Below are 23575 nucleotides of genomic sequence, written 5' to 3'. Positions count from 1 at the left end.
GGCCGGCGCCGGACGGATTTGTCACATAACTGTCATGCAACCGCGGATCCAGTGCCACGGTCGGCCGGCAGGGTGGGTGCCGGAGCCGACGGGCGGGGAGGGCGACCGGTGACGCAACAGCAGGCAGGGTGGTCGGTGCCGCTGATCGAGGTGGCGCTCGGCACGGAACTGGACCGGGCCGGCCTGTCGGTGACGGGCCCGGTCTTCGACCGGGTGCTGGCGCTGTCCCCCGGGCACGTGGTGGTCGACCTGGCCGGCTGCCGGCACGTCGACGCCGCCGGCATCGGGCTGCTGCTGGACGTGCACCGGCGGCTCGCCCGCCGGCAGGCGGTGCTGAGCCTGCGCGACCCGAACCCGCGGATCCGCCGGATCCTGCAGACCGCCCGGCTGGACCAGGTGCTGCCGGTGACCGGCTCCGGACCGCCGGCGGCACCACTCCCCGACGCGCCACCCCCACCCGTCGGTCCGGCTTCCCCGCCGGCCGGCACGGCTCCCCCACCGGCCGGCACAACCCCCCTGCCGGCCGGTGGGGCGACCCGCTCCAGCGGCCCGAACGGCCGCCCCTGCGGCCGGGCGGTGGTCGCCTCGCCGTCGTGACCACGCCCCGGCGGCGACCGGGGTCGAGTACCGAGGAGGACAGCATGACCGGGACCGGTCTGGGCGCGGCGGTGGCGGTCGGCCTCGCCGTCGGGGCGGTGGGCCGGTTCGCCCTGCCGGGACTGCGGGAGGTCCCGGTCTGGCTGGCGCTGGTGGTCGGGGTGGTCACCGCCGTGCTCGGCACGGTGGTGGTCGGCCTGGCCGACGCCGGCGGCCGCTTCGGCCCGCTCGACCTGGTCGTGCAGGTCGGATCGGCGACGGCCGGTGTCGCCCTGGTCGCGCTCACCACCGGACGTGAGGAATCCGACCCGACCTGATCGGGTTCCCCGGCCGGTCGTCCCGCGCCGGACCGGCCACTCCGGCGGCCCGACGGGGCGCCGGGGTCGGCGGGGGCACCGCGCGAGCCGACCGGCAGAACGCGAGGAAGAGGACCATGACCGTCGTACCCGACGAGAACCTGATGACGCTGATCTGCGACGCCTGCGGCGACACGGTCCGGGCGACCGCCTGCGTGCTGCCGGACGCCGAGGTGGTCTGGACGCTGGTGTCCGAGCACGGCTGGAGCGGCTCGCCCTTCGCCACCGGCCCGCACCGCTGCCCGCGCTGCGCCCCGCTGCCGCCCGACCCGGCCGACCCGACCGGCGGCCGCCACCCCGGCGAGGTGCTCGGCATCGACTACCTCGAGGACGTACCGGTGGTGAGCGTCACCGGCGACATCGACCTGGACGGCGGCGACGCGCTCCGTGCGGCCCTGCACGGGGCCGTCGAGGTGCGCGGGCACGTGGTGGTCGACCTGGCCCGCGTCCACCTGATCGACTCCGCCGGGCTCGGGCTGCTGGTCCGCGCCCACCGGGACGCCCGCGAACGCGGTGCGGTGCTGTGCCTCGCCGCGCCGTCCCGCTACCTCCGCACGGTGCTGCACACGATGCGCCTGGACGGGGTCTTCCCGGTCTTCGACAGCGTCGAGGAGGCCGTCGCGGAGGTGTCCCGGCCGAGCCGCGCCGCCGGGTCCGCGGGCCCCGGTCCGGCTCCGGCGCGGCGGGCGGCGGCCGCCCCCGTCCGGACCGGGTGAGGCGCCCCGCCGGCCGGGTCAGCCGGAGGGCTGGTCGACCGGGCAGGCGTACGCCGAGCGCCCGCCCAGCTCCCAGACCCGCACCGGCGCGCCGCAGCGCCGGCACGCCGGCCGCTTGTAGACCCACCGCTCGTCCGGAGCCGCCGGGTCGCTGACCACCTGACCGGCGTCGCGGCCCAGGGCCAGGTACCGCACCGTGAGGTCCCAGAGCCGCCGGGCGGGCTCCGGCCCGACGCCCCGGGTGTCCGGGTCGAGGCCGGCGAGGAAGAGCAGTTCGGCCCGCCAGGCGTTGCCGATGCCGGCCCAGACCGCCTGGTCGAGCACCGCGGCGCCGACCGCGCCCCGCACGGCGGCCAGCCGGCGGACCGCCTCCGCCGGGTCGGCGTCGGCGCGCAGCGGGTCCGGCCCGAGCGAGGCCCGCAGCGCGCGCTCGCCGCCGGGCGGCAGCGGCTCGCACCGGATCGGGGCGATCAGGTCGTACGCGACCGCGGCGCCGGCCAGCCGCAGCCGCACCCCGGCGCGCGGGGCGGCGGTCGGGTCGTCGTGGCGCAGGAACAGCCCGCGCATGCCCAGGTGCACGTGCAGGGTCGGGCTGCCGTCCAGGTGGTAGAGCAGGTGCTTGCCGTACGCCTCCACGGCGCGCAGCCGCCGCCCGTCGTAGGGGCCCGGATCGAACCGGCCCTGCGGGCTGGAGACCGCCAGCACCTGCCCGGCGAGCGCGGCCTGCTGCTCGCGGGCGTACCGGTGGATCAGGTGCCCCTCGGGCACGTCAGCCACCTCGGCGGGACAGGGCGGGCATGGCGGCGGATACCCGGCACGTCCGGCGGGAAACGCCGCCACCGGCGGGAAGACGGGCGGTCGGTCCGCAGTTGTACTGGTTCGTGACCGACGTCGCCCCGCAGTCCCGGCTGCTCGACATCCGGCGGATCTTCGTGGAGCCGGAGGCCGCCGCGCTCCCGCGCGGCCAGCAGGTGCTGGCCCGCTTCCCCGACGCCGAGCGGATCGAGATCGACAGCCACACCCGCATCCCGGAGCTGTACGGCGACGAGACGAACGTGGCCCGCTGGGTGCGGATCAAGACCGAGACCCTGGTGCTCGGGGTGAAGAAGTCGCTCACCGCCCGGCCCAACGGCCGCTCCAGCGACTTCATCGCCCCGTCCACCGCCAACGGCTGCGCCATGGCGTGCGCCTACTGCTACGTGCCGCGGCGCAAGGGCTACAGCAACCCGATCACCGTCTTCGCCAACATCGACCGGATCACCGGCTACCTGTCCCGGCACGTCGCCCGGCAGGGCGTGAAGGACACCCCGAACCAGTGCGACCCGCACGCGTGGGTGTACGACATCGGCGAGAACTCCGACTGCTCGCTGGACGCCCGGGTCAGCGACAACGTCCGCGACCTGGTCACCCGCTTCCGCGCCCTGCCCACCGCCAAGGCCAGCTTCGCCACCAAGCACGTCAACCGCGACCTGCTCGACTGGGACCCGCGCGGGCGTACCCGGATCCGGTTCTCGCTGATGCCCGCCCGGGACGCCAGGCTGCTCGACATCCGCACCTCGCCGGTCGCCGAGCGGATCGCCGCCATCGACGACTTCGTCGCGGCCGGCTACGAGGTGCACGTCAACTTCAGCCCGGTGGTGGTCCGCGACGGCTGGCTCGACGACTGGGCGGAGCTGCTCGACCAGCTCGACGCCGGGATCGGGCCCCGGGCCCGGGCCCAGCTCGCCGCCGAGGTCGTCTTCCTCACCCACAACGACCGGCTGCACGAGGTCAACCTCGGCTGGCACCCGAAGGCCGAGGAGCTGCTCTGGCGCCCGGACCTCCAGCAGCCCAAGCGCTCGCAGACCGGCGGCTGGAACGTGCGCTACCGCACCGGCCACAAGGGGCGCTACGTCGCCGCGCTGACCGAGCTGATCGCCGCCCGGACCCCGTACTGCCGCATCCGGTACGCCTTCTGACCGCGCCGGCCGAACCGGGTGGGCCCGGCCGGCGCGGCGGTCACGCGTAGAGGCGGCTCACCGTCTCGGCGACGCAGACCGGCTTGCCGCCCGCGTCGCTCTCCACGGTGACCGCGGCGACCAGCTGCACCCCGCCGTCCACGCCGGAGACCTCGGCGATGGTGGCGGTGGCCCGCACCGCGCTGCCCACCCGCACCGGGGCGGGGAACCGCACCCGGTTCAGCCCGTAGTTGACGCCCATCCGCACCCCCTGCACCCGGTAGAGGCGGCCGGCCAGCGCCGGCAGCAGGGACAGCGTCAGGTAGCCGTGCGCGATGGTGCCGCCGAACGGGCCGGCGGCGGCCCGCTCCGGGTCGACGTGGATCCACTGGTGGTCGTCGGTGGCGTCGGCGAAGAGGTCGACCCGGCTCTGGTCGATCCGCTGCCAGTCGCCGGGGCCGATGGTCTCGCCGACCGCGGCGGCCAGCTCGTCGAGGGAGGCGAAGGTCCTCATGCCAGGTGCCCGCCCAGCTTGGTGTAGCCGCGCAACAGGTCCCGCGCGATGATCAGCCGCTGCATCTCGTCGGTGCCCTCGAAGATCCGGTAGAGCCGGACCTGCCGGTACCAGCGCTCGATCGGCAGCTCCCGGGTGTAGCCCATGCCGCCGTGGATCTGGAGCACCCGGTCCACCACCCGGTTGACCATGCCGGCGCCGTAGAGCTTGGCCATCGAGGAGGCGTGCCGGGGGTCCATGCCCTGGTCCACCGTCCAGGCGGCCCGCAGGATGAGCCAGCGGGCCGCCTCCAGCTCGGTCTCCGAATCGGCGATCATCCACTGGATCGCCTGGTTCTCGCCGATCGGCCGGCCGAAGGTCTGCCGGCTGTTGGCGTGGTCGATCGCCATCCGCAGCGCGCGCTCGGCGATGCCCACCGCGTGCGAGGGGATGGTGTAGCGGCCCTTGCCGATCCACTCCATGCCGAGGGTGAAGCCCTGCCCCAGCTCGCCGAGGATGTTGCGGCCGGGCACCCGGACGTCGGAGAAGACCAGCGAGGCCGGCCCGCCCTCACCCATGGTCTGGATGAACTCCGACCGCCAGCCCATCGACCGGTCCACCAGGAACGCGGTGGCGCCGCCGTTGCGCGCCCCCTTCTCCCGGTCGGTCACCGCGATCACGATGGCGAAGTCGGCCTCGTTGCCGCCGGTGATGAAGGTCTTCTCGCCGTTGAGGATCCAGTCGTCGCCGTCGCGGCGGGCGCTGAGCTTGATGTTGGCCGCGTCCGACCCGGCGCCCGGCTCGGTGATCGCGAAGCAGCTGCGCCGCTCGCCCTCGATGGTCGGGATCAGGTACTCCCGCTTCTGCTCCTCGTTGCAGTGGAACAGGATGTTGTCGGCCTCGCCGCCGAACCGGAACGGCACGAACGAGCGGCCGATCTCGGTCCAGATCAGCGACTGGGTGACGGCGGAGAGGTCCATGCCGCCGTACTCCTCCGGGGTGGCCAGGCCCCAGAAGCCGAACGCGCGCGCCTTGAGCTGCAACTCGCGAAGTTCAGCCGGTTCCAGCCCGGGCCGGTGCGCCCGTTCCCGCCGCAGCAGCTCCGGTTCCAGCGGCATGACCTCCTTGGTGATGAAGTCGCGGGCGGTGTCGCGGATGGCCCGCTCGGTGTCGGAAAGCGCGAAGTCCATGTCCCCTCCGGGTGCTGAGCTGGTACGCGCGCCTCAGCGCGCGCCGCCGTTGACGTACAGGGTCTGGCCGCTGACGTACGAGGCGTCGTCGCTGGCCAGGAAGGCGATCACCGAGGCGATCTCGGCCGGCTGGGCGACCCGGCGCAGCGGGGTGTGCTCGGCGACCATCCGCTGGTGCTCCGCCGGGCTGGCGCCCACCCGCTCGGCGGTCGCGGCGGTCATCGCGGTGGCCACGTAGCCCGGGGCGACCGCGTTCACGGTGACGTTGAACGGGCCCAGCTCGATGGCGAGGGTGGCGGTCAGGCCCTGCACGCCGGCCTTGGCCGCCGCGTAGTTGACCTGGCCCCGGTTGCCGAGGGCGGAGCGGCTGCTGAGGTTGACGATCCGCCCGTAGCGGGCCGCGACCATGTGCTGCTGGGCCGCCTGGCAGCAGAGGAACATGCTGGTCAGGTTGGTGGTCAGCACCGCCTCCCAGTGCGGCAGGGGCATCTTGAACAGCAGGTCGTCGCGGGTGATGCCGGCGTTGTTCACCAGCACGTGCAGCCCGCCGTAGGTGCGCACCACCCGGTCGGTCATCGCGGCGACCGCCTCGGGGTCGGTCACGTCGCAGCCGATCCCGACGGCCCGGCCGCCGGCGGCGGTGATCTCGTCGGCGACGGCCTGGCTGCGCTGCGCGTCGAGGTCGACCACGGCGACGGCGGCGCCCTCGGTGGCCAGCCGGTGCGCGGTCGCGGCGCCGATACCCCGCGCGGCGCCGGTGACGACGGCGACCCGGTCGGCGAATCTGGTCACGGTTGCTCCCTGGGGGGTCAGAAGGCGTTCACGCCGGTGAGCGCGCGCCCGATGAGCAGCTGCTGGATCTGGCTGGTGCCCTCGTAGAGGGTGGCGACGCGGGCGTCGCGCAGGTACTTGCCGACCGGGTACTCGTCGATGTAGCCGTACCCGCCGAAGACCTGCACGGCGTTGTTGGCCGCGCGGACGGCGGCCTCGCTGGCGAAGAGCTTGGCCATCGACGCCTCGGTGGCAAACGGCTGGCCCCGGTCGACGAGGTCGGCGACCTGCCACACCAGCAGCCGGGCGGCGTTGGTGTCGACCGCGATGGCGGCGAGCAGTTGCTGCACCAGCTGGTGGCCGGCGATCGGCTTGCCGAACTGGGTGCGCTGCCCGGCGTAGCCGACCGCCGCGTCCAGGCAGCCCTGGGCGATCCCGACGCAGCCGGCGGCGACCGACATCCGGCCCTTGGCCAGGGTGGCCAGCGCCAGCCGGAAGCCGCCGCCCTCCTCGCCCAGGCGCGCCGAGTCCGGCACCCGCACGCCGTCGAAGCGCAGCTCGCCGGTGGCCTGCCCGCGCAGGCCGAGCTTGCCGTGGATCTCGCGGCGGGTGAGCCCGGGCGCGTCGGTGGGCACGAGGAACGCGGTGATCCCCCGGTGGCCGGGGCCGCCGGTGCGGGCGAAGACCAGCGCGACGTCGGCGGTGGTGCCGTTGGTGATGAACGTCTTGGTGCCGGTGAGCAGCCAGTCGCGGCCGTCCCGGACCGCCCGGGTGGCCAGCGCGGCGGCGTCCGAACCGCTGTCCGGTTCGGTCAGCGCGAAGCAGCCGAGCGCGGCGCCGGCACAGAGCCGGGGCAGCCACTGCGCCCGCTGCGCCGGGGTCCCGTGCGCGGCGATGGACTTGGCGACCAGCCCGAGCGACACCGAGACGATGCCCCGCACGGCCGAGTCGCCCCGGCCCAGTTCCTCCAGCACCAGGCAGTACGCGAGGTGGTCGCCGCCGGAGCCGCCGTCGTCCTCGGGGATGGTCAGCCCGAGGAAGCCGAGCTGGCCGAGCTTGCCGACGATCTCCGGGTCCACCGACTCCCGCCGGTCCCAGGCCGCCGCGTGCGGGGTCACCTCGCGGTCGACGAACTCCGCGGCGAGCCGGCGGACCGCCGCCTGTTCGGCGGAGAGCTGAAGGTCCATGGCCGATAAACTAGCGCTGCAAGTTTAATTCCGTCCAGACCCGGCTGTGGCAGAGTTTGCGGCGGACCATCGAGCGAGGGAGGGACGGATGCCCCGGCCGCGGCAGGCGCTGCTCAGCCGGCAGCGGATCGTCGAGGCCGCCGCCGCGCTGATCGACGCGGAGGGACTGGAGGGCTTCTCCACCCGCCGGCTCGCCGCCGAACTCGGGGTACGCGGACCGTCGCTGTACAACCACTTCGCCACCAAGGACGAGATCCTCGACGCGGTGGCCGACAGCGTCACCGGCCAGGTGGACGTGTCGTTCTTCGGCCACGTCGACTGGCGCGAGGCGCTGCGCCGGTGGGGGCACTCGTACCGGGCGGCGCTGGCCGCGCACCCGAACATCGTGCCGTACCTGGCCCGCGGGCCGGGGCGCCGCCCGGCGGCGCTGGCCATGGCCGACGCCGTCTACGGTGGACTGGTCGACGCGGGCTGGCCGCCCGCCCGGGCCACCCACATCGGCGCGCTGATGCGCTACTTCGTCGCCGGTTCGGCGCTCGGGTCGTTCGCCCGCGGCTTCGTCGAGGACCCGAGCCTCTACGCCGAGCAGTACCCGCACCTGACCCAGGCGCACCGGCTCGCCGAGCACCAGCAGCGGGTGGACGAGGGCGCCTTCGCGCTCGGCCTCGACGCGCTCATCGACGGGCTCTCCCGCACCTACGAGGAGCACATCGGGCCGTTGCCGCCCCTCCCGTCCGGCCGCACGGCGTACTAGAGTCAAAACTTGCACCGCTAGTTTTGGCCGACGTACGTGAGGGGCGCGATGGATCTCGCACGGACCGACATCTACCTCGACGGGGCCTGGGTCGCCGCCTCCTCCGGGCAGACCCTGGCGGTGCGCAACCCGGCGACCGAGGAGGTCGTCGCGACTGTGCCGGCCGGCACGGCGGCCGACGTCGACCGGGCCGTCGCGGCGGCCCGGGCGGCCTTCCCCGGCTGGGCCGGCGCCGCCCCGGCCGAGCGGGCCGCCGCGCTGGACCGGCTGCACGCCGCGCTCACTGCGCGGGCGCACACCATCGCCAACACCGTCGCGACCGAGCTGGGCACCCCGCTGAAGATCGCCGTCCGGGTGCAGGCCGGGCTGCCGCTGACCGTGCTGCGCAGCTACGTGGACCTGGCCGCCCGGCCACCGGCGGAGGAGACGGTCGGCAACTCGCTGGTCGTCCGCGAACCGGTCGGCGTGGTCGGCGCGATCACCCCGTGGAACTACCCGCTGCACCAGGTGGTGGCGAAGCTGGCGCCCGCCCTGGCCGCCGGCTGCACAGTGGTGCTCAAGCCGAGCGAGCTGACGCCGCTCACCGCGTACCTGCTCTTCGACGCGATCCACGAGGCCGGCTTCCCGCCGGGGGTGGTCAACCTGGTGCCCGGCACCGGCCCGGAGGTCGGCGAGGCCATCGCCGCCCACCCGGACGTCGACATGGTCTCCTTCACCGGCTCGACCGCCACCGGGCGGCGGATCTCCCACCTGGCCGCCGACCGGATCGCCCGGGTGGCCCTGGAACTCGGCGGCAAGTCCGCCAACGTGATCCTGGACGACGCCGACCTGGCCACCGCGGTGAAGGTCGGAGTGGGCAACGCCTTCCTCAACTCCGGCCAGACCTGCACCGCCTGGACCCGGATGCTGGTGCACCGGGACCGCTACGACGAGGCGCTGGCCCTGGCCGCCAAGGTCGCCGAGGGCTACCGGCTCGGCGACCCGTTCGACCCGGACACCCGGCTCGGCCCGCTGGTCTCCGCCACCCAGCGGGACCGGGTCACCGGGCACGTCGCCCGAGGGCTGGCCGACGGCGGACGGCTGGTCGCCGGCGGGCCGGACGCCCCGCTGCCCGAGCGCGGCTACTTCGTCGCCCCGACGGTGATCGCCGACGTCGACCCGGACAGCGCGCTGGCCCAGGAGGAGGTCTTCGGCCCGGTGCTGGCGGTCATCCCGGTCGACGACGAGGACGCGGCGGTGGCCGTCGCCAACAACTCCCGCTACGGGTTGGCCGGCGCGGTCTGGTCCGGCGACCAGGAGCGCGCGCTGCGGGTCGCCCGGCGGCTGCGTACCGGGGCGGTCGACATCAACGGCGCGCCGTTCAACCCGCTCGCCCCGTTCGGCGGCTACAAGCAGTCCGGCCTCGGCCGCGAGCTGGGCCGCTACGGGCTGGAGGAGTTCTGGCAGACCAAGGCCATCCAGCGGTGAGGGCGCTGGTCGTCCGGGCGGTGGGCGGGCCGCCTCGGGTGGAGCGGGTGGAGCTGCCCGCCACCGGGTCGGGTGAGGTGCGGGTGGCCATCCGGGCCGCCGGCGTCTGCCACTCCGACCTGTCCATGGTCAACGGCACGCTGGCGCCGCCGTACCCGCTGGTGCTCGGGCACGAGGCGGCCGGCGTGGTGGTCGAGGTCGGCGCCGGCGTCGACCGGGTCGCACCCGGCGCGCACGTGGTGCTCAACTGGGCGCCGCCGTGCCGGCGGTGCTGGTACTGCGGGCGCGGCGAGCCGTGGCTCTGCGAGCGGGCCGGCTCCCCGGCGGCCGCGCGGGGCCGGACGTCGACCGGCGAGCCGCTGCACGTCACGCTCGGTCTCGGCGCGCTGGCCGAGGAGGTGGTGGTGCCGCAGGACGCGGTCATCCCGGTGCCGGCGGAGCTGCCCTTCGACGCCGCGGCGCTGCTCGGCTGCGCCGTGCTCACCGGGGTCGGCGCGGTGCGCCGTACCGCCCGGGTGGCCGCCGGCGAGTCGGTGGCGGTGATCGGGCTCGGCGGGGTCGGCCTGTCGGTGGTCTCCGCGGCCCGGGCGGCCGGCGCGGATCCGGTGCTCGCGGTCGACGTGTCGCCGGCCAAGGCGGAGCTGGCGCGCGCGGCCGGCGCCACCGACTTCCTGCTGGCCGACGACTCGCTCAACCGGGCGGTCCGGGAGCGGACCGGAGGCCGGGGCGTCGACCACGCGCTGGAGTGCGTCGGGCGCGGCGCCACCATCCGCACCGCCTGGCGGGCCACCCGGCGCGGCGGGCAGGTGATCGTGGTGGGCATGGGCGCGAAGGACGACGTGGTGGGGCTCAGCGCGCTGGACATCTTCCACTCGGCCCGCACGCTGCGCTCCTCGGTCTACGGTTCGTCCGATCCGGACCGGGACGTACCGGACCTCGCCCGGGCCGTGCTCGACGGCACCCTCGACCTGGCGCCCCTGATCACCGACCGGACCGGCCTGGACGGCGCCGCGGCGGCGTTCGAGCGGATGGCCCGGGGCGAGGGCGCCCGGACCGTCGTGCTGCCCTGACGCCCCCGCCTCCCCACGGCGCCACCCTGGACCGCTCGGAACGGCCGGCCCCGGGCTCACCACGGGCGGTCGTCAGGTGAGCGCCCGGGCCAGCTCGGTACGCGAGCGGATGCCGAGCCGGTGGAAGATGTTGCGCAGGTGGTGGTCGACGGTACGGGTGGACAGGAACATCCGGGCGGCGATCTCCCGGTTGGTGGCCCCCTCGGCGACCAGTTGCGCGATCCGCAGTTGCTGGCCGGTGAGCAGCCGCGCCGCCGGCAGGTCGGGCGTGCCGACCGACTCGCCGGCGGCCCGCAGCTCGGTGGTGGCCTGCTCGGACCAGGCGCTCAGCCCGAGCAGGCCGAAGGTCTCCCGGGCGGTGTGCAGGTGCTCCCGGGCGTCCCGGGGGCGGCGGTTGCGGCGCAGCTCGCGGCCGAGCAGCAACTCGGTACGGGCCCGCTCGAACGCCCCGGCGTCGGTCGGGTGCAGCCGCAGCGCGGTGCGGAAACCCTGCTCGGCCGCGGCGCTGCCGCGGGGCGCCAGCAGCGCGTGACAGCGCGCGGAGAGCGCCCGGCGGGACGGGCTCGCGGTGCTGCTGGCCCACCGGTCGAAGACGGCGAGCGCGGCGGCGGCCGCCGGCCGGTGGGCGGCGCCGGCGGCGGCCTCCACCAGGTACGGGGTCGCCATCACCTGGATCAGCACCTGCCCCCGGCCGATGGCGGGTCGGGCCAGGGCGGCCAGCCGCGCGGCGGCCGCGTCGTGCCGGTTGTCCACCAGGTCGAGCACCGCGAGGGCCCACTGCGCCAGCGCCCAGGGCCGGCTGTACGGCGCGGCCGCCTCCCCGATCTCCCGGATCCGGCGCAGGCTGGTGTCCCGGTCGGCCCGTACCGCCGCCAGCACCGCCAGCATGCCCAGGTGCACGCCGGCGCAGTTGACCTGGCCGGTCTCCCGGGCCACCCGCAGCCCCTCCCGGGAGGTGTCCGCCGCGGCGTCGTGCCGGCCCAGCCAGTACTCGGCGATGGCGCGCAGCTCCAGCGCCCGGGAGAGCAGGGAGAGTTCACCCCGGTCGCGGGCCAGCTCGACGGCGCGCTCGGCGAGCCGGTGGGCGGCGCCGTCCACCGCGACCAGCAGGCCGGCGACCGCCGCGCAGGTCAGCGCGGTCGGGGTGAGCGCCGGCCCGGTCAACCGGTTGCCGAGGACCACGGCCCGGCGCAGCGCGGGCCCGCCCCGCTCGTGGTCGCCGCGCAGCGTCGCCGCCACCCCGGCGGCCAGCGCGGTCATCAACTCGGCGGCGGGCGGGTCGCCGGGCCGGCGCAGCGCCGCCACCCGGCGCGCCACCTCGGCGTACCGGTACTGGTCGCCGGTGAAGCAGGCCGCCTCGCCGGCACGGACCAGCGCACCGAGGGCGGCGAGGCGATCCACGCCGGACACCGCCGCCGCGGCGGCCAGCAGGGTGGCCGCGGCGACCGCCGGCGTACCGCAGCGCAGTTCCAGCTCACCGCGGAGCAGCTCGGCCCGGGCGGCGGTGGCCGGGTCGGCCGGGTTGCCGACCCGGGGGTCGGCCAGCAGCCGCCGGGCCCACTGTGGCCGGCCGGCCGTCCAGGCGAGCCGGGCCGCACCGACCAGCCGGGCCGCGGCCTGGCGGGGCGCGGCGCTGAGTTCACCGGCCCGGGCCAGCGCCGCCGCGGCGGTCTCCGGGGCGGCGCCGGTGGCGGCCGCCTCGAGTTCGGCCGCCAAGGCGGGATCGGGTGGTTCCGCCGCGGCGGCCCGGTGCAGGGCTCGACGCAGCCGCTGGTCGGGGCCGTCGAGCACGCCGGCGAGCAGCAGGTGGGCGGCGCGCCGCGCGGCCAGCGGCGCGCTCTGCGCCACCACCGCCCGGGCCAGCGGTTGCGGCAGGGCGACCCGGCGCGCGTCGACGCGGACCAGGCCGGCGGCCTCGGCCGGGGCGAGCGCCTCGATGGCGGTGCCGGCGGCCCGCGCGGCCCGCGCCAGGGTGGCCGGGTCGGCGTCCGGGTCGAGCGCGGCCAGCAGCAGCACCCGCCGGGTGTCGGCCGGCAGCCGGTCCAGCCGGGCGCGGTAGCCGCGGCCCAGCGTGCCGTCGACCGGCGGAGTCTCCGGCAGCGGCTCGTCGCCCCGGCACTGCCCGGGGGTGAGCACCTCGGCGAGGTCGACCAGGGCCTGCGGGTTCCCGCCGGCGACAGCGGTCAGCGCCGCCGCCACCGCCGGGGCGGGGCCGGGCAGCCGGTCGGCGAGCAGGGCGGCGCCGGCACGCTCGTCGAGCGGCCGCAACCGGTGCCGGGGCACTCCCCCGGCCACCGCGTCCGTGCCCGCGGTGAGCAGCACGGCGACGGGCAGGTCGCGTAGCCGGCGGGCCACGAAACCCAGCACCTCGGCGGTCTGCGGGTCACCCCGGTCGACGTCGTCCATGGTGCACAGCAGCGGGCGGTCCCGGGCGGCGGCGGTGAGCAGCCCCAGCACGGCCATCGACAGGGCGAGCCGGCGGTGGGCGGGGCAGCCCGCGCCGGCCAGGGCCGCCCGCAGCACCCCGCGCTGCGGTTCGGGCAGCGCGTCGGCCCGGTCGAGCAGCGGGTCGAGCAGGCGTTGCAGGCCCGCGTACGGCAGCGCCGCTTCCTCGGCCAGCCCCGCACCGGCGAGCACTGTACGGTCGCCGGCCTGCCGGTGCGCGTAGCCGACCAGTGCGCTGCGGCCCGTTCCCGGCTCGCCCCACAGCAGCAGCGCGCCCCCGGCGGCCGGCGGCCCGTCGAGCAGCCGGCGGATGGCCGCGCACTCGGTGTCGCGGCCCCACAACCCGGTTAATTGCACTGTCGATGCAGTAACCATGCATCGAGTGTCACCTATCGGAAACCGGAAGGAAAGAGTCGATTTCCGCGCGAGCTGGGCTGGGCTGCCGGGCCGGCCGCGACAGCCCGTCAGGGGCCGGCCACGTCGGCCAGCAGCGCACCCACGGTGCGGGCCATCACCGCCCGGGCCTGGTCCACGCCCAGCCCCAGCCCGTCGCGCAGCATCGACCAGGCCGGCCACATGCTCGCCGCCACCAGCGCGTGCACGAGCTGCTCCCGGCCCGGCCCGGCCTGCGCCAGCTCGGCCGCGAAGAGCTGCTCGACCTCGTCGCGCACCCGGTCGATGTGCTTGAGCCGGTTGCGGTGCAACTGGGCGGAGACCGGCTCCCGCATCTGGGCGGCCCGGGCCGACGGCGCGACGAGCTGGAGCAGCCGGGCCCGCTGCCGGCAGTAGGCGTCGACCCGCTTGGCCAGCGGCAGCGTCGGCGAGATCGGCCGGTACGCGGCGTCCTGCTGGCGGAGCACCTCCGCGCCGCTGGCCTCGAAGAGCGTCTCCATGTCCTTGAAGTTGGTCCAGAGCGTGCGCAGCGAGATGCCGGCCCGTTCGGCGATGCGCTCGCCGGTCGGCCGCAGGTCGCCCTCGGAGATGAGCGCGAGGTGCGCCTCGACGATCGCCGCCCGGGTCCGCTCCGCCCGGGCGGTCCGCCCGTCGACCCGGCCCGGCGCGTCGGCCCCGCCCATCCGCGCTCTCCCTCTCACCGCTGCCACGTCGTCCCCACCGCCTCGGGAGTCTAGCCGCGGGCCGCGGGCCGGCCCGGCTGGTGCCGGCGCAGCTCCCGACGGGCCAACGACTGCCGGTGCACCTCGTCCGGGCCGTCGGCCAGCCGCAGCGCGCGGGCCTTCACCCAGAGCTGGGCCAGCGGCGTGTCCTGGCTGACCCCGGCCGCGCCGTGGGCCTGCACGGCCCGGTCGATCACCCACTGCACGGTCTCCGGCACGGCGATCTTGATCGCCTGGATCTCGGTGTGCGCCGCCCGGTTGCCGACCGTGTCCATCAGCCAGGCGGTCTTGAGCACCAGCAGCCGGGCCTGCTCCAGCCGGACGCGCGCCTCGGCGATCCAGTCCCGGACCACCCCCTGCGCCGCCAGCGGCCCGCCGAACGCGTGCCGGTCGGCGACCCGCCGGCACATCAGCTCGACGGCCCGCTCGGCCATGCCGAGCAGCCGCATGCAGTGGTGCACCCGGCCCGGCCCCAACCGCGCCTGCGAGATGGCGAAGCCGTCGCCCTCCGCCCCGATCAGGTTGCCCACCGGCACCCGGGCGTCGACGAAGTCGATCTCGGCGTGGCCGCCGTGGTCGCTGTCGTCGTACCCGAAGGTGCGCAGGCCCCGGCGGACGGTGACGCCCGGGGTGTCGCGGGGCACCAGGAGCTGGCTCTGCTGCCGGTGCCGGGGCGCGTCCGGGTCGGTCCGTCCCATCACGACGAAGACCGCGCAGCGCGGGTCGAGCGCGCCGGTGACGAACCACTTGCGGCCGTTGACCACGTACTCGTCGCCGTCGCGCTCGATCCGGGTGGCGATGTTGGTGGCGTCGGACGACGCGACGGCCGGCTCGGTCATCGCGAACGCGGAGCGGATCCGCCCGTCCAGCAGCGGTTCGAGCCAGCGCTCCCGCTGCTGCGGGGTGCCGAACAGGGCCAGCAGTTCCATGTTGCCGGTGTCCGGGGCCGCGCAGTTCAGCGCGACCGGGGCGAGCCCGGGCGACCAGCCGGTGATCTCGGCCAGCGGGGCGTACTGGAGATTGGTCAGGCCCGCGCCGTGCTCGCCGGGGAGGAAGAGGTTCCACAGGCCGCGCCGGCGGGCCTCGGCCTGCAGTTCGGCGACCACGGGCGGGGCGCCCCACGGGTCGACCCGCGCCGCCGACTGGTCGGCGAAGACGGGCTCGGCCGGGTAGATCCGCTCGGCCATGAAGGCGAGCAGTTCCTCGCGCAGCCGCTCGGTGGTCTCGTCGTAGCGGAAGTCCATCAGGCACTCCGGTGCGGGTCGGGGTCGGCCGCCGCCGGCCGCGGGTCGAGGTCGGCCGGTTCCGGCCGCGGGTCGAGGCCGGGCGGCGCGGGCCGCGGGTCGGGGTCAGGCGGTTCCGGCCGCGGGTCGGGCCGGTCGGTGCCGCGCCGCTCGACCTCGCGTTGGGTGCGGTTCATCGCGCGCAGCCAGCGGTCCGGGTCGGCGGCGCGGCGCGCGTACCAGGCCGCCACCTCCGGGTGCGGCAGCACCAGGAACCGGTCGTCGGCCAGCGCCGCGCTGACGCAGTCGGCCACCTGCTCGCAGCTGACCGCGGTGGCGTCGAGCAGGGCGACGCTGGTGTCGTCGGCGGCGGCCAGCATCGGCGTACGGACCCCCTGCGGGCAGAGCGCCTGGACGGTGATCCCGCGGTGGGCGTAGCTCGCCCGCAGCCACTCGGCGAAGGCCAGCGCGGCGTGCTTGGTCACCGAGTAGGGCGCCTTGCCGAGCAGGGTGAGCAGGCCCGCCGCGGAGGCGGTGACCAGCAGCCGGCCACGGCCGGCGGCGAGCCAGTGCGGCAGCAGCTCGCGTGCGGCGAGCACGTGCGCCATCACGTTCACCCGCCAGGCCCGCTCCCACGCCTCGTCCGGGGCGTCGGCGCCGCCGGGCGGGGCCACCCCGGCGTTGGCGCAGAACAGGTCGACCGCGCCGAGGCGGTCGCGAGCGAAGCCGACCAGGGCGGCCACCCCGGCCGGGTCGGCCGCGTCACCGGGGCAGGCGTACGCCCCGATCCGCGCCGCCACCTCCTCGGCCGCCGCGGCATCGACGTCGTTGACCACCACCCGGGCGCCGTCGGCGGCGAACCGGGTGGCCAGCGCCGCGCCGATGCCGGAGCCCGCCCCGGTCACCACCACGCCGGCCCCGGCCACGACCAGACCGCGGGGCGCGGCGGGCGCGGTCATCCGGCGATCCGGCCGGCGAGGCCGACCCCGCCGTCGAGGACCAGGGTCTGCCCGGTGATCCAGGCCGCGTCGGCGGAGGCGAGGAAGGCGACCGCGCCGGCCACGTCCTCGGGTACGCCGAGCCGCCCCAGCGGGTACGCCCGGGCGACCTCCGCCTCCCGGCCCTCGTGCAGCGCGGCCGCGAACCGGGTCTTCACCACGGCGGGGGCGACGGCGTTGACCCGGATGGCCGGGGCCAGTTCGACGGCGAGGCAGGCGGTGAGGTGGTTGACGGCGGCCTTGCTGACGCCGTAGAACGCGATGCCCGGTGACGGCGTCAGCCCGGCGATCGAGGAGACGTTGACCACGCAGCCGCCCCGCTCGGCCATCCCCGCGGCGCGGACCTCCTGCACCCAGCCGAGCGTGCCGACCAGGTTGACGTCGAGGATCTTGCGGGCCGCGGCCAGGTCCAGCTCGGCCAGGGGCCCGTGGACCGGGTTGATGCCGACGTTGTTGACCAGGACGTCCACCGGCCCGAACGCCTCGGTGACCCGGTGCACCGCCGCCCGGCGGTGCTCGGCGTCGTCGGCCCGGCCGGCCACCGCCACCGCGCGGCTCGGCCCGCCCAGCTCGGCGACCGCCTCGGCCAGCGCCTCGGGGTGGCGGGCGGTCAGGCCGACCCGGGCGCCCTCGGCGACCAGCCGGCGGGCGACGGCCAGGCCGATGCCACGGCTCGCCCCGGTGACCAGGGCGACCCGACCGGCCAACCGGGCTGAATCTGCATTCACGATGCAGATAGTAGGAGCCGGGGCCTGGCGCGTCAACGACGGATGCCGATGACCATCTCACAATCCGTTGACACGGCCACAGCGGTAACCGCACCGTCGGTGCATATATCTCTCCCCCGGAAAGGACCCACCATGCCGGAAGCCGTCATCGTCGCCGCCGCCCGATCACCGATCGGCCGGGCGAACAAGGGCTCCCTGCGCGACCTACGCGCCGACGACCTGGCCGCCACCATCGTGCGGGCCGCCCTGGACCAGGTGCCCCAACTGGACCCGGCCGGGATCGACGACCTGATGCTCGGCTGCGGCCAGCCCGCCGGCGAGCAGGGCTACAACCTCGCCCGCGTGGTGGCCGTCCTGCTCGGCCTGGACCACCTGCCCGGCACCACCGTCAACCGGTACTGCTCCTCGTCGTTGCAGACCACCCGGATGGCGCTGCACGCCATCCGCGCCGGTGAGGGCGACGCGTTCGTCTCGGCCGGGGTGGAGTGCGTCTCCCGGTACCACCGGGGACGCAGCGACGGGCACCCGGACAGCACCAACCCGCGGTTCGGCGACGCGACGGCGCGGACCGCCGCGCGGGCCGCCGGCGCGGCCCCGGACTGGCAGGACCCGCGCGAGGACGGCGAACTGCCGGACGTCTACGTCGCCATGGGACAGACCGCGGAGAACGTGGCCCAGTTGCGCGGGGTCTCCCGGGAGAGCCAGGACGAGTTCGCCGTCCGGTCGCAACTGCTGGCCGAGAAGGCGATCGCCGACGGCTTCTGGGCCCGGGAGATCACCCCGGTCACCGTGCCGGGCGGCGCGGTGGTCGCCGCCGACGACGGACCGCGCCCCGGGGTGACCCTGGCGGCGGTGGCGGCGCTGCCGCCGGTGTTCCGGCCGGACGGCACGGTGACCGCCGGCAACTCCTGCCCGCTCAACGACGGCGCCGCCGCGCTCGTCGTGATGTCCGACGTGCGGGCCCGGGAACTGGGCATCACCCCGCTGGCCCGGATCGTCGCCACCGGCCTGAGCGCCCTCTCCCCGGAGATCATGGGGCTGGGGCCGGTGGAGGCGTCCCGGCGGGCGCTGCGCCGGGCCGGGATGTCCATCTCCGACGTCGACCTGGTCGAGATCAACGAGGCGTTCGCGGCCCAGGTGCTGCCCAGTGCCCGCGAGCTCGGCGTCGACTGGGACCGGCTCAACGTCAACGGGGGCGCGATCGCGGTCGGGCACCCGTTCGGCATGACCGGCGCCCGGATCACCACCACGTTGCTCAACTCGCTGCGCTGGCACGACCGGCAGATCGGGCTGGCCACCATGTGCGTCGGCGGCGGCCAGGGCATGGCGATGATCGTCGAACGGCTCAGCTGACCAGAGCTGACCGGGCCCGGCACCACGGTGCCGGGCCCGGTCGACCCCGGCCGGGCCCGGCCGACCCGAGGACGGACGTGGTCGAGCCGACCGCGCCCGGCGCCGGGTTCAGGACGCGGTGGGGATCCCGTTGGCCGGCGGGGTGACCGGGGCGGCGGTGTACTCCCGCACCGGGCCGTCACCCTCGTCGGTCTCGTACGCCGGCCCGAAGTACGCCTGCACGCCGCCGCTGACCCGGGTCAGCCGCTCGCCGCCGTAGCCGGAGTGGTCGGTCTCGGAGAAGCGCAGCGGCGCCAGCCCCGGGCCCTGGTAGCCGCCCCTGCTGACCGCCGCCAGCACCGACTCCCGGGTGAGATCCTTGCCGGCGGCCTGGAGCACCTGCACGAAGAGGTAGCCGACGGCCATCCCGTAGACGGTGTTGCCGTCGAACGGCGCGTCCCCGTTGTGCTCCTTGTTCACCTTGGTGAAGAGCTGGATCCACGGGTTCGCCGTGTCGTTCTGCATGGGCAGGTAGTTGACGCCGATCATGCCCTCCAACAGCGGCGCGGCCTCGCCGAGCTGCTTGGCCAGGGTGGGGTGGTCGGCGCCGACGTTGGAGACCAGCCACTGCGGCTTGAAGCCCAGCCGGGCCGCGGTGCCGACGGCCAGGGCGGTGAAGCCGGGCACGGTGGCCAGCACGACCACCTCGCAACCGGCGGCCTTGAACGCGCCGATCTGCGGCGCCACGTTGGTGTTGCTGGTGACGTACGTCTGCTTGGCCACCACCACGCCCGCGCCGAGCACCTGCTCCACCCCGGCCAGGCTGTCCCGGCCGAAGTCGTCGTCCTGGCCGAGGAAGCAGACCTTCTTGCCGGGCAGCGCGGTCTTCACGTGGTTGGCCAGGATCTTGCCCTCCACCGTGTAGTCGGGGTTGAACCCGAAGGTGCCCGGATACTTGTCCGGCTGGTCCCAACTGCGGCTGCCGGAGGCGACGAAGAGATCCGGCACCCGGTTGCTCTTGAGGAAGTCGAGCACCCCGGTGTGGGTCGGCGTGCCCAGCCCGTTGAGCACCGCGAAGACCTTGTCCTGCAGGACCAGCTGGCGGACCACCTGCTGGGTGTTCGCCGGGTTGTACCCGTCGTCCATGATCTTGTAGGTGATCTTCCGGCCGTGCACGCCGCCGTTGGCGTTCACGTAGTCGAAGTACGCCTTGGTGGCTGGCGCGATCTTGGAGTAGCCGGCCGAGGCCGGGCCGGTCAGCGGCATGTGGGTGCCGACCACGATCTCGGTGTCGGTGACGCCGGGCACCGGCCCGCGTCCCGGCGACCCGCCGTCGCCGCCGCTGCACGCGGCGGAGGTGGCGAGCAGGGCGATGGCGGTGGCGATCGCGAGACCACGTCGTGTCGAGGGTGGCATGGGGACACCGACCTTTCCTCGGTCCGGTTTCTGGTGGGTGGGTGGAGCGGGTGCGGACGGGGCGCCGGACCGGTTCAGGACCGCCGGCGGCCCGGCAGCCGGGCGGCCAGCGCCCGGCCGAGGCGGGCCAGCAGGCCCTGCACGCCGCCGGGCGCGGCGATCATGACGACGATCAGGGTGACCCCGAAGATGGCCAGCGGAAGGTTGCCCTCCATCCGCTGGGCCACGGCTGGGGAGAGGGTGAACTGCTCGGTCAGGGTGTGCGTGAGGTCGGGCAGGACCACCAGCAGGACGGCGCCCCAGAGCGCGCCGGCGAGGCTGCCCAGCCCGCCGATGACCACCGCCATCAGCAGGAAGAGCGACAGGGTCAGCGAGAACGCCCCGGGCGAGACGCTCTGCGCGAGCACGGCGAGCAGCGCGCCGCCGAGCCCGGCGCCGGCCGCGCTGACCACGAAGGCGAGCACCTGGGTGCGGGCCACGTGGATGCCGGCGAGGCGGGCGGCGACCTCGTCGTCGCGTACCGCCCGGAAGGTGCGGCCGTACCGGCTGCGGACCAGGTTGGCCAGCAGCACCAGGGCGAGCAGGGTGGCCGCCGCGGCGACCCAGAGCTGCCAGCGCTCGTAGGGGAAGTACGGGCCGAGCCCGGCCGGCGGCGGCTCCACCGGCACCGACAGCCCCTGCTCGCCGTTGAAGACGCCGTCGAAGGTGACGGTCAGCGCCGGCACCACCACCGCGACGGCCAGCGTCACCCCGGCCAGGTACGGCCCGCGCAGCCGGGCCGCGGCCACGCCGACCACGGCGCCGACCGCCAGCGCGGCCAGCACCGCCGCGGCCAGCGAGAGGGCGAGCCACCAGCCGCCGGTGAGTCCGGCGTCGAGGAACGCGGTCTGGCAGAAGGCCACCGTGTACGCGCCGGTGGCCATCAACGCGCCGTGCCCCAGCGAGAGCTGCCCGTTGAGTCCGGTCAGGACGGTCAGCCCGGCGGTGGCGCAGAGGTAGGCCGCCACGGTGGCGAGCTGGAAGTTGCGGAACGGGTCCAGGCCGTAGCTGACCGCCGTCAGCAGCAGCGCGGCGACCGCCGCGACGGCGAGGTGGCGCAGCAGGGTGGGGACGCGGCGCCCGCCGGCCGGTCCGGGGCCCGCGTCCGGCGCCGGGGTACGCGGCGGCGCGGCCGCCCGGGTGGCGCTCACACCCGCCTCGCGGCGACCGGGGCGAACAGCCCGCCGGGGCGGACCAGCAGCACCGCCAGCAGCAGCACGAGCACGGCGAGCGGGGTGAGGTCGCTGCCGGCGTACCCGCTGACGTAGGAGAGCAGCAGGCCCACCGCGAGCCCGCCGACCACCGCCCCCGGTGGACTGTCCAGCCCGCCCACCACTGCGGCGGTGAACGCGGAGACGAAGACCAGGTCCATCGCGTGCGGGTGCAGGCCCAGCTCGGTGGGGATGACCAGCATGCCGGCCAGCGCGCCGACCCCGGAGGCCAGCGCCCAGCCGAGGGTGAGCATGCCGCCGACGTTGACCCCGAGCAGCCGGGACACCTCGGGGGCGAACGCCGCGGCGCGCATCCGCAGCCCGACCGCGGTGCGGGTGAAGATCCAGGCCAGCCCGACCACCACCACCCCGACCGCCGCGAACGCGAACAGGTCGTACGGGGAGAGCACGGCGACCCCGGCCACGGTGAGCGCGGACCGGGAGAACGGCGCCTCGGCGGGCAGGAACTCGTTGCCGTAGACCATGCCGAGGACCGCCTGGATCAGCAGCACCAGGCCGAGCGCGACGATCACCGGGTTGAGCGGCGACCGGTGGTCGACGAAGCGCATCACCGCCAGGTCGACAGCGGCGCCGAGCAGCAGCCCGGCGGCGAGCGCGGCCAGGAAGCCCAGCCAGTACGAGCCGGTCGCGGCCGACACGCTGTAGGCGACGTACGCGGTGGCCACGGCCATCGCGCCCTGGGCGAAGTTGACGATCCGGGCGGCCCGCCAGATGAGTACCAGGGCCAGCGCGAACGCGGCGTAGACCGCACCCCGGGACAGGCCGTCGAGGGTGAGGAAGACGAAGCGGTCCAACAGTCCTCCCGGGGGGACGAGGTGGTCAGAAACCGAGGTAGGCGTGGCGCAGGTCGTCGTCGTCGCGCAGCCGGGCGGCCGGGGCGGTGCTGACCACCCGGCCCAGCGCCATCACCACGCCCTGGTCGGCGACCGACAGCGCGCTGCGCACGTTCTGCTCGACCAGCAGCACGGTCAGCCCGGTGGCCTCGCGCAGCTGGCGCAGCAGCGCCATGGTCTGCGCGACCACCCGCGGCGCCAGGCCCAGGGACGGCTCGTCGAGCAGCAGCAGCCGGGGCCGGCCCACCAGCGCCCGGCCGAGGGCGAGCATCTGCCGTTCGCCACCGGAGAGCTGGTGGCCGAGGTGCCGCCGGCGCCGGGCCAGCGGCTCGAACAGCTGGTAGACCTCGTCCAGGGCGCGCGTCGCGTCGGCCCGGTCGCGCCGCCACAACCCGCCGAGCCGCAGGTTCTCGTCTACGGTGAGCTCACCGACCACGCCCCGCCCCTCCGGCACGTGCGCCATGCCGCGCCGGACCAGCTGCTCCACCGGGACGCCGCGCAGGTCGTCCCCGGCCAGCGCGACCCGGCCGGCGAGCGGGCGCAGCATGCCGGAGAGGGCGCGCAGCAGGGTGGTCTTGCCCGCCCCGTTGGCCCCCACCACCGCCGCGATGGTGCCGGCCGGCACGGTGAGGTCGACCCCGTGCAGCACCGGCGCGGCGCCGTAGCCGGCCACCAGCCCGCGCACCACCAGCAGATCGTCGCCGTTCATGCCGGCACTCCGCTCCGCTGCGAGCCGGCACCAGGCACCACCGCGCTGAGCCTGACGATCCGCTCGCTCATGCCGCCGCCTCGTCGACGGCGGCGCCGAGGTAGGCGTCGGTGACGGCCGGGTCGTCGCGGATCTCGTCGGGGGTGCCGGCGGCGATGACCCGGCCGAAGTCGAGCACCACGATCTCGTCGCAGACCGACATCACCAGGTCCATGTGGTGCTCCACCAGCAGCACCGCGCAGGGGTCGGTGTCCCGCCGGGGTAGTTGCCGGACCAGCTCCGCCAGCTCGGTGATGTCGTCGCCGCCGAGCCCGCCGGCCGGCTCGTCCAGCAGGAGCAGGCGGGGACGCGCGGCCAGCGCGCGGGCCAGCGCGACGCGCTGGCGTACGGCGAACGGCAGGGTGCCGGGCGCGGCGTCGGCGTGCCCGGCGATGCCCAGGCTGTCGAGCACGTCGAGGGCGTCCTGGCGTAGCCGGCGTTCGTCCCGGTCGCTGCGTGGCAGGCCGAGCAGCGCCGGGAGGAAGCCCGCGCGGGCGGTGTGCGTGGCGCCGGCCATTACGTTCTCCACCACGGTGAGCCCGGCGAAGAGCCCGGTGCCCTGCAACGTGCGGGCGATGCCGAGCCGGGTCAGCCGGTGCGGCCGGGGGCGCAGCGGCCGGCCGTCCAGGGTGATCGTGCCGGCGTCCGGCGGCACGAAGCCGCAGACCACGTTGAACAGGGTGGTCTTGCCGGCGCCGTTGGGACCGATCACGCCGACCACCCGGCCGGGCGGCACCCGCAGCGAGACGTCGTCGAGGGCGGTGAGGCCGCCGAAGCGCACCCCGATGTGGTGCAGCGCGAGCCCTTGCTCCATTGACCCATCCCTCGTGACGGTGGGGCGTTATTTACACTGGGAGTGTACGTTTCTCGGGTGCCGCGTCAATACCTTCGATGCCCCCGCCGCCTGCCCCGGATCAACGATCCACCC

At 75.6% G+C, this 23575-nt stretch carries 23 protein-coding genes; 8 read left to right on the top strand and 15 right to left on the bottom strand.

What is annotated here, in order from left to right; all coding sequences use genetic code 11:
* The first annotated feature begins 135 nt into the window (after window positions 1-135).
* The 3 genes from SM577_RS27560 to SM577_RS27550 all read left to right on the top strand — a co-directional run bounded on the left by SM577_RS27560 (window position 136) and on the right by SM577_RS27550 (window position 1669).
* Window positions 136-597, top strand: a complete 462-nt coding sequence (locus SM577_RS27560; RefSeq protein WP_474588385.1) for an STAS domain-containing protein — start codon at window positions 136-138, stop codon at window positions 595-597.
* 44 nt (window positions 598-641) lie between these two features.
* Window positions 642-914, top strand: coding sequence for a GlsB/YeaQ/YmgE family stress response membrane protein (locus SM577_RS27555; RefSeq protein WP_302919937.1), 273 nt, complete (start codon window positions 642-644; stop codon window positions 912-914).
* Between the two features lie 116 nt (window positions 915-1030).
* Complete coding sequence (locus SM577_RS27550; protein WP_474588338.1) at window positions 1031-1669, top strand: STAS domain-containing protein; 639 nt, start codon at window positions 1031-1033, stop codon at window positions 1667-1669.
* A gap of 18 nt (window positions 1670-1687) precedes the next feature.
* Here the strand turns inward: SM577_RS27550 and SM577_RS27545 are convergent, their stop codons facing one another.
* Window positions 1688-2437 carry a DNA-formamidopyrimidine glycosylase family protein gene (locus SM577_RS27545; RefSeq protein ID WP_474588337.1) on the bottom strand — a complete coding sequence of 250 codons (750 nt, stop codon included), beginning with the start codon at window positions 2435-2437 and terminating at the stop codon, window positions 1688-1690.
* Between the two features lie 101 nt (window positions 2438-2538).
* Between SM577_RS27545 and SM577_RS27540 the strand changes: the two genes are divergently transcribed.
* A complete protein-coding gene (locus SM577_RS27540; protein WP_474588336.1) occupies window positions 2539-3627 on the top strand; it encodes a spore photoproduct lyase family protein in 1089 nt (362 codons plus the stop codon).
* Window positions 3628-3667: 40 nt separating this feature from the next.
* On the opposite strand, the gene SM577_RS27535 is transcribed toward SM577_RS27540, so the two are convergent.
* Genes SM577_RS27535 through SM577_RS27520 form a run of 4 tightly spaced genes read right to left on the bottom strand, consistent with a single transcriptional unit; the run spans window position 3668 to window position 7247 of the window.
* Window positions 3668-4120 (bottom strand): MaoC family dehydratase, encoded by a 453-nt coding sequence (locus tag SM577_RS27535; RefSeq protein ID WP_302919941.1) that lies wholly within the window; start codon window positions 4118-4120, stop codon window positions 3668-3670.
* Window positions 4117-5289 (bottom strand): acyl-CoA dehydrogenase family protein, encoded by a 1173-nt coding sequence (locus SM577_RS27530; RefSeq protein ID WP_302919942.1) that lies wholly within the window; start codon window positions 5287-5289, stop codon window positions 4117-4119. The genes SM577_RS27535 and SM577_RS27530 overlap by 4 nt, the downstream gene beginning before the upstream one ends.
* Before the next feature lie 33 nt (window positions 5290-5322).
* Window positions 5323-6081, bottom strand: a complete 759-nt coding sequence (gene fabG / locus SM577_RS27525; RefSeq protein WP_302919943.1) for a 3-oxoacyl-ACP reductase FabG — start codon at window positions 6079-6081, stop codon at window positions 5323-5325.
* A gap of 17 nt (window positions 6082-6098) precedes the next feature.
* Window positions 6099-7247 carry an acyl-CoA dehydrogenase family protein gene (locus tag SM577_RS27520; protein ID WP_302919944.1) on the bottom strand — a complete coding sequence of 383 codons (1149 nt, stop codon included), beginning with the start codon at window positions 7245-7247 and terminating at the stop codon, window positions 6099-6101.
* 88 nt (window positions 7248-7335) lie between these two features.
* Between SM577_RS27520 and SM577_RS27515 the strand changes: the two genes are divergently transcribed.
* The 3 genes from SM577_RS27515 to SM577_RS27505 are packed head-to-tail and all read left to right on the top strand — an operon-like array spanning window position 7336 to window position 10538.
* On the top strand, window positions 7336-8001 hold the full coding sequence (locus SM577_RS27515; protein ID WP_302919945.1) for a TetR/AcrR family transcriptional regulator: 666 nt from the start codon (window positions 7336-7338) through the stop codon (window positions 7999-8001).
* Between the two features lie 48 nt (window positions 8002-8049).
* A complete protein-coding gene (locus tag SM577_RS27510) occupies window positions 8050-9468 on the top strand; it encodes an aldehyde dehydrogenase family protein (protein ID WP_302919946.1) in 1419 nt (472 codons plus the stop codon).
* The gene (locus SM577_RS27505) at window positions 9465-10538 is read left to right on the top strand and encodes an alcohol dehydrogenase catalytic domain-containing protein (protein ID WP_474588335.1); all 1074 of its coding nucleotides are present in this window, start codon (window positions 9465-9467) and stop codon (window positions 10536-10538) included. The genes SM577_RS27510 and SM577_RS27505 overlap by 4 nt, the downstream gene beginning before the upstream one ends.
* A 72-nt stretch (window positions 10539-10610) precedes the next feature.
* Here the strand turns inward: SM577_RS27505 and SM577_RS27500 are convergent, their stop codons facing one another.
* The 5 genes from SM577_RS27500 to SM577_RS27480 form a co-directional block, all read right to left on the bottom strand.
* On the bottom strand, window positions 10611-13358 hold the full coding sequence (locus SM577_RS27500; RefSeq protein ID WP_474588334.1) for a helix-turn-helix transcriptional regulator: 2748 nt from the start codon (window positions 13356-13358) through the stop codon (window positions 10611-10613).
* An 89-nt stretch (window positions 13359-13447) separates the two neighbouring features.
* Entirely contained in the window at window positions 13448-14059 is a 612-nt protein-coding gene (locus SM577_RS27495; RefSeq protein WP_302919949.1) for a TetR/AcrR family transcriptional regulator, read from the bottom strand.
* A 50-nt stretch (window positions 14060-14109) separates the two neighbouring features.
* Window positions 14110-15342, bottom strand: a complete 1233-nt coding sequence (locus SM577_RS27490; protein ID WP_474588333.1) for an acyl-CoA dehydrogenase family protein — start codon at window positions 15340-15342, stop codon at window positions 14110-14112.
* Window positions 15342-16280, bottom strand: coding sequence for an SDR family NAD(P)-dependent oxidoreductase (locus tag SM577_RS27485; RefSeq protein WP_474588332.1), 939 nt, complete (start codon window positions 16278-16280; stop codon window positions 15342-15344). Before SM577_RS27485 ends, SM577_RS27490 begins: the two co-directional genes overlap by 1 nt.
* On the bottom strand, window positions 16277-17047 hold the full coding sequence (locus SM577_RS27480) for an SDR family oxidoreductase (protein WP_302919952.1): 771 nt from the start codon (window positions 17045-17047) through the stop codon (window positions 16277-16279). The genes SM577_RS27485 and SM577_RS27480 overlap by 4 nt, the downstream gene beginning before the upstream one ends.
* Window positions 17048-17179: 132 nt before the next feature.
* Here SM577_RS27480 and SM577_RS27475 point away from each other — a divergent pair, with 132 nt between their 5' ends.
* Complete coding sequence (locus SM577_RS27475) at window positions 17180-18400, top strand: acetyl-CoA C-acetyltransferase (RefSeq protein WP_302919953.1); 1221 nt, start codon at window positions 17180-17182, stop codon at window positions 18398-18400.
* 108 nt (window positions 18401-18508) lie between these two features.
* Here the strand turns inward: SM577_RS27475 and SM577_RS27470 are convergent, their stop codons facing one another.
* The 5 genes from SM577_RS27470 to SM577_RS27450 form a co-directional block, all read right to left on the bottom strand.
* Complete coding sequence (locus tag SM577_RS27470; RefSeq protein ID WP_474588331.1) at window positions 18509-19795, bottom strand: ABC transporter substrate-binding protein; 1287 nt, start codon at window positions 19793-19795, stop codon at window positions 18509-18511.
* 74 nt (window positions 19796-19869) lie between these two features.
* Window positions 19870-20985, bottom strand: a complete 1116-nt coding sequence (locus tag SM577_RS27465) for a branched-chain amino acid ABC transporter permease (protein ID WP_302919955.1) — start codon at window positions 20983-20985, stop codon at window positions 19870-19872.
* Window positions 20982-21860, bottom strand: a complete 879-nt coding sequence (locus SM577_RS27460) for a branched-chain amino acid ABC transporter permease (RefSeq protein ID WP_302919956.1) — start codon at window positions 21858-21860, stop codon at window positions 20982-20984. The genes SM577_RS27465 and SM577_RS27460 overlap by 4 nt, the downstream gene beginning before the upstream one ends.
* A gap of 25 nt (window positions 21861-21885) precedes the next feature.
* A complete protein-coding gene (locus tag SM577_RS27455) occupies window positions 21886-22608 on the bottom strand; it encodes an ABC transporter ATP-binding protein (RefSeq protein ID WP_474588330.1) in 723 nt (240 codons plus the stop codon).
* Window positions 22609-22675: 67 nt separating this feature from the next.
* The gene (locus tag SM577_RS27450; protein ID WP_302919958.1) at window positions 22676-23461 is read right to left on the bottom strand and encodes an ABC transporter ATP-binding protein; all 786 of its coding nucleotides are present in this window, start codon (window positions 23459-23461) and stop codon (window positions 22676-22678) included.
* Window positions 23462-23575 lie beyond the last annotated feature (114 nt).

The sequence above is a fragment of the Micromonospora desertarenae genome, assembly GCF_056150265.1.
This window is presented reverse-complemented; position numbering and strand designations above follow the sequence as displayed.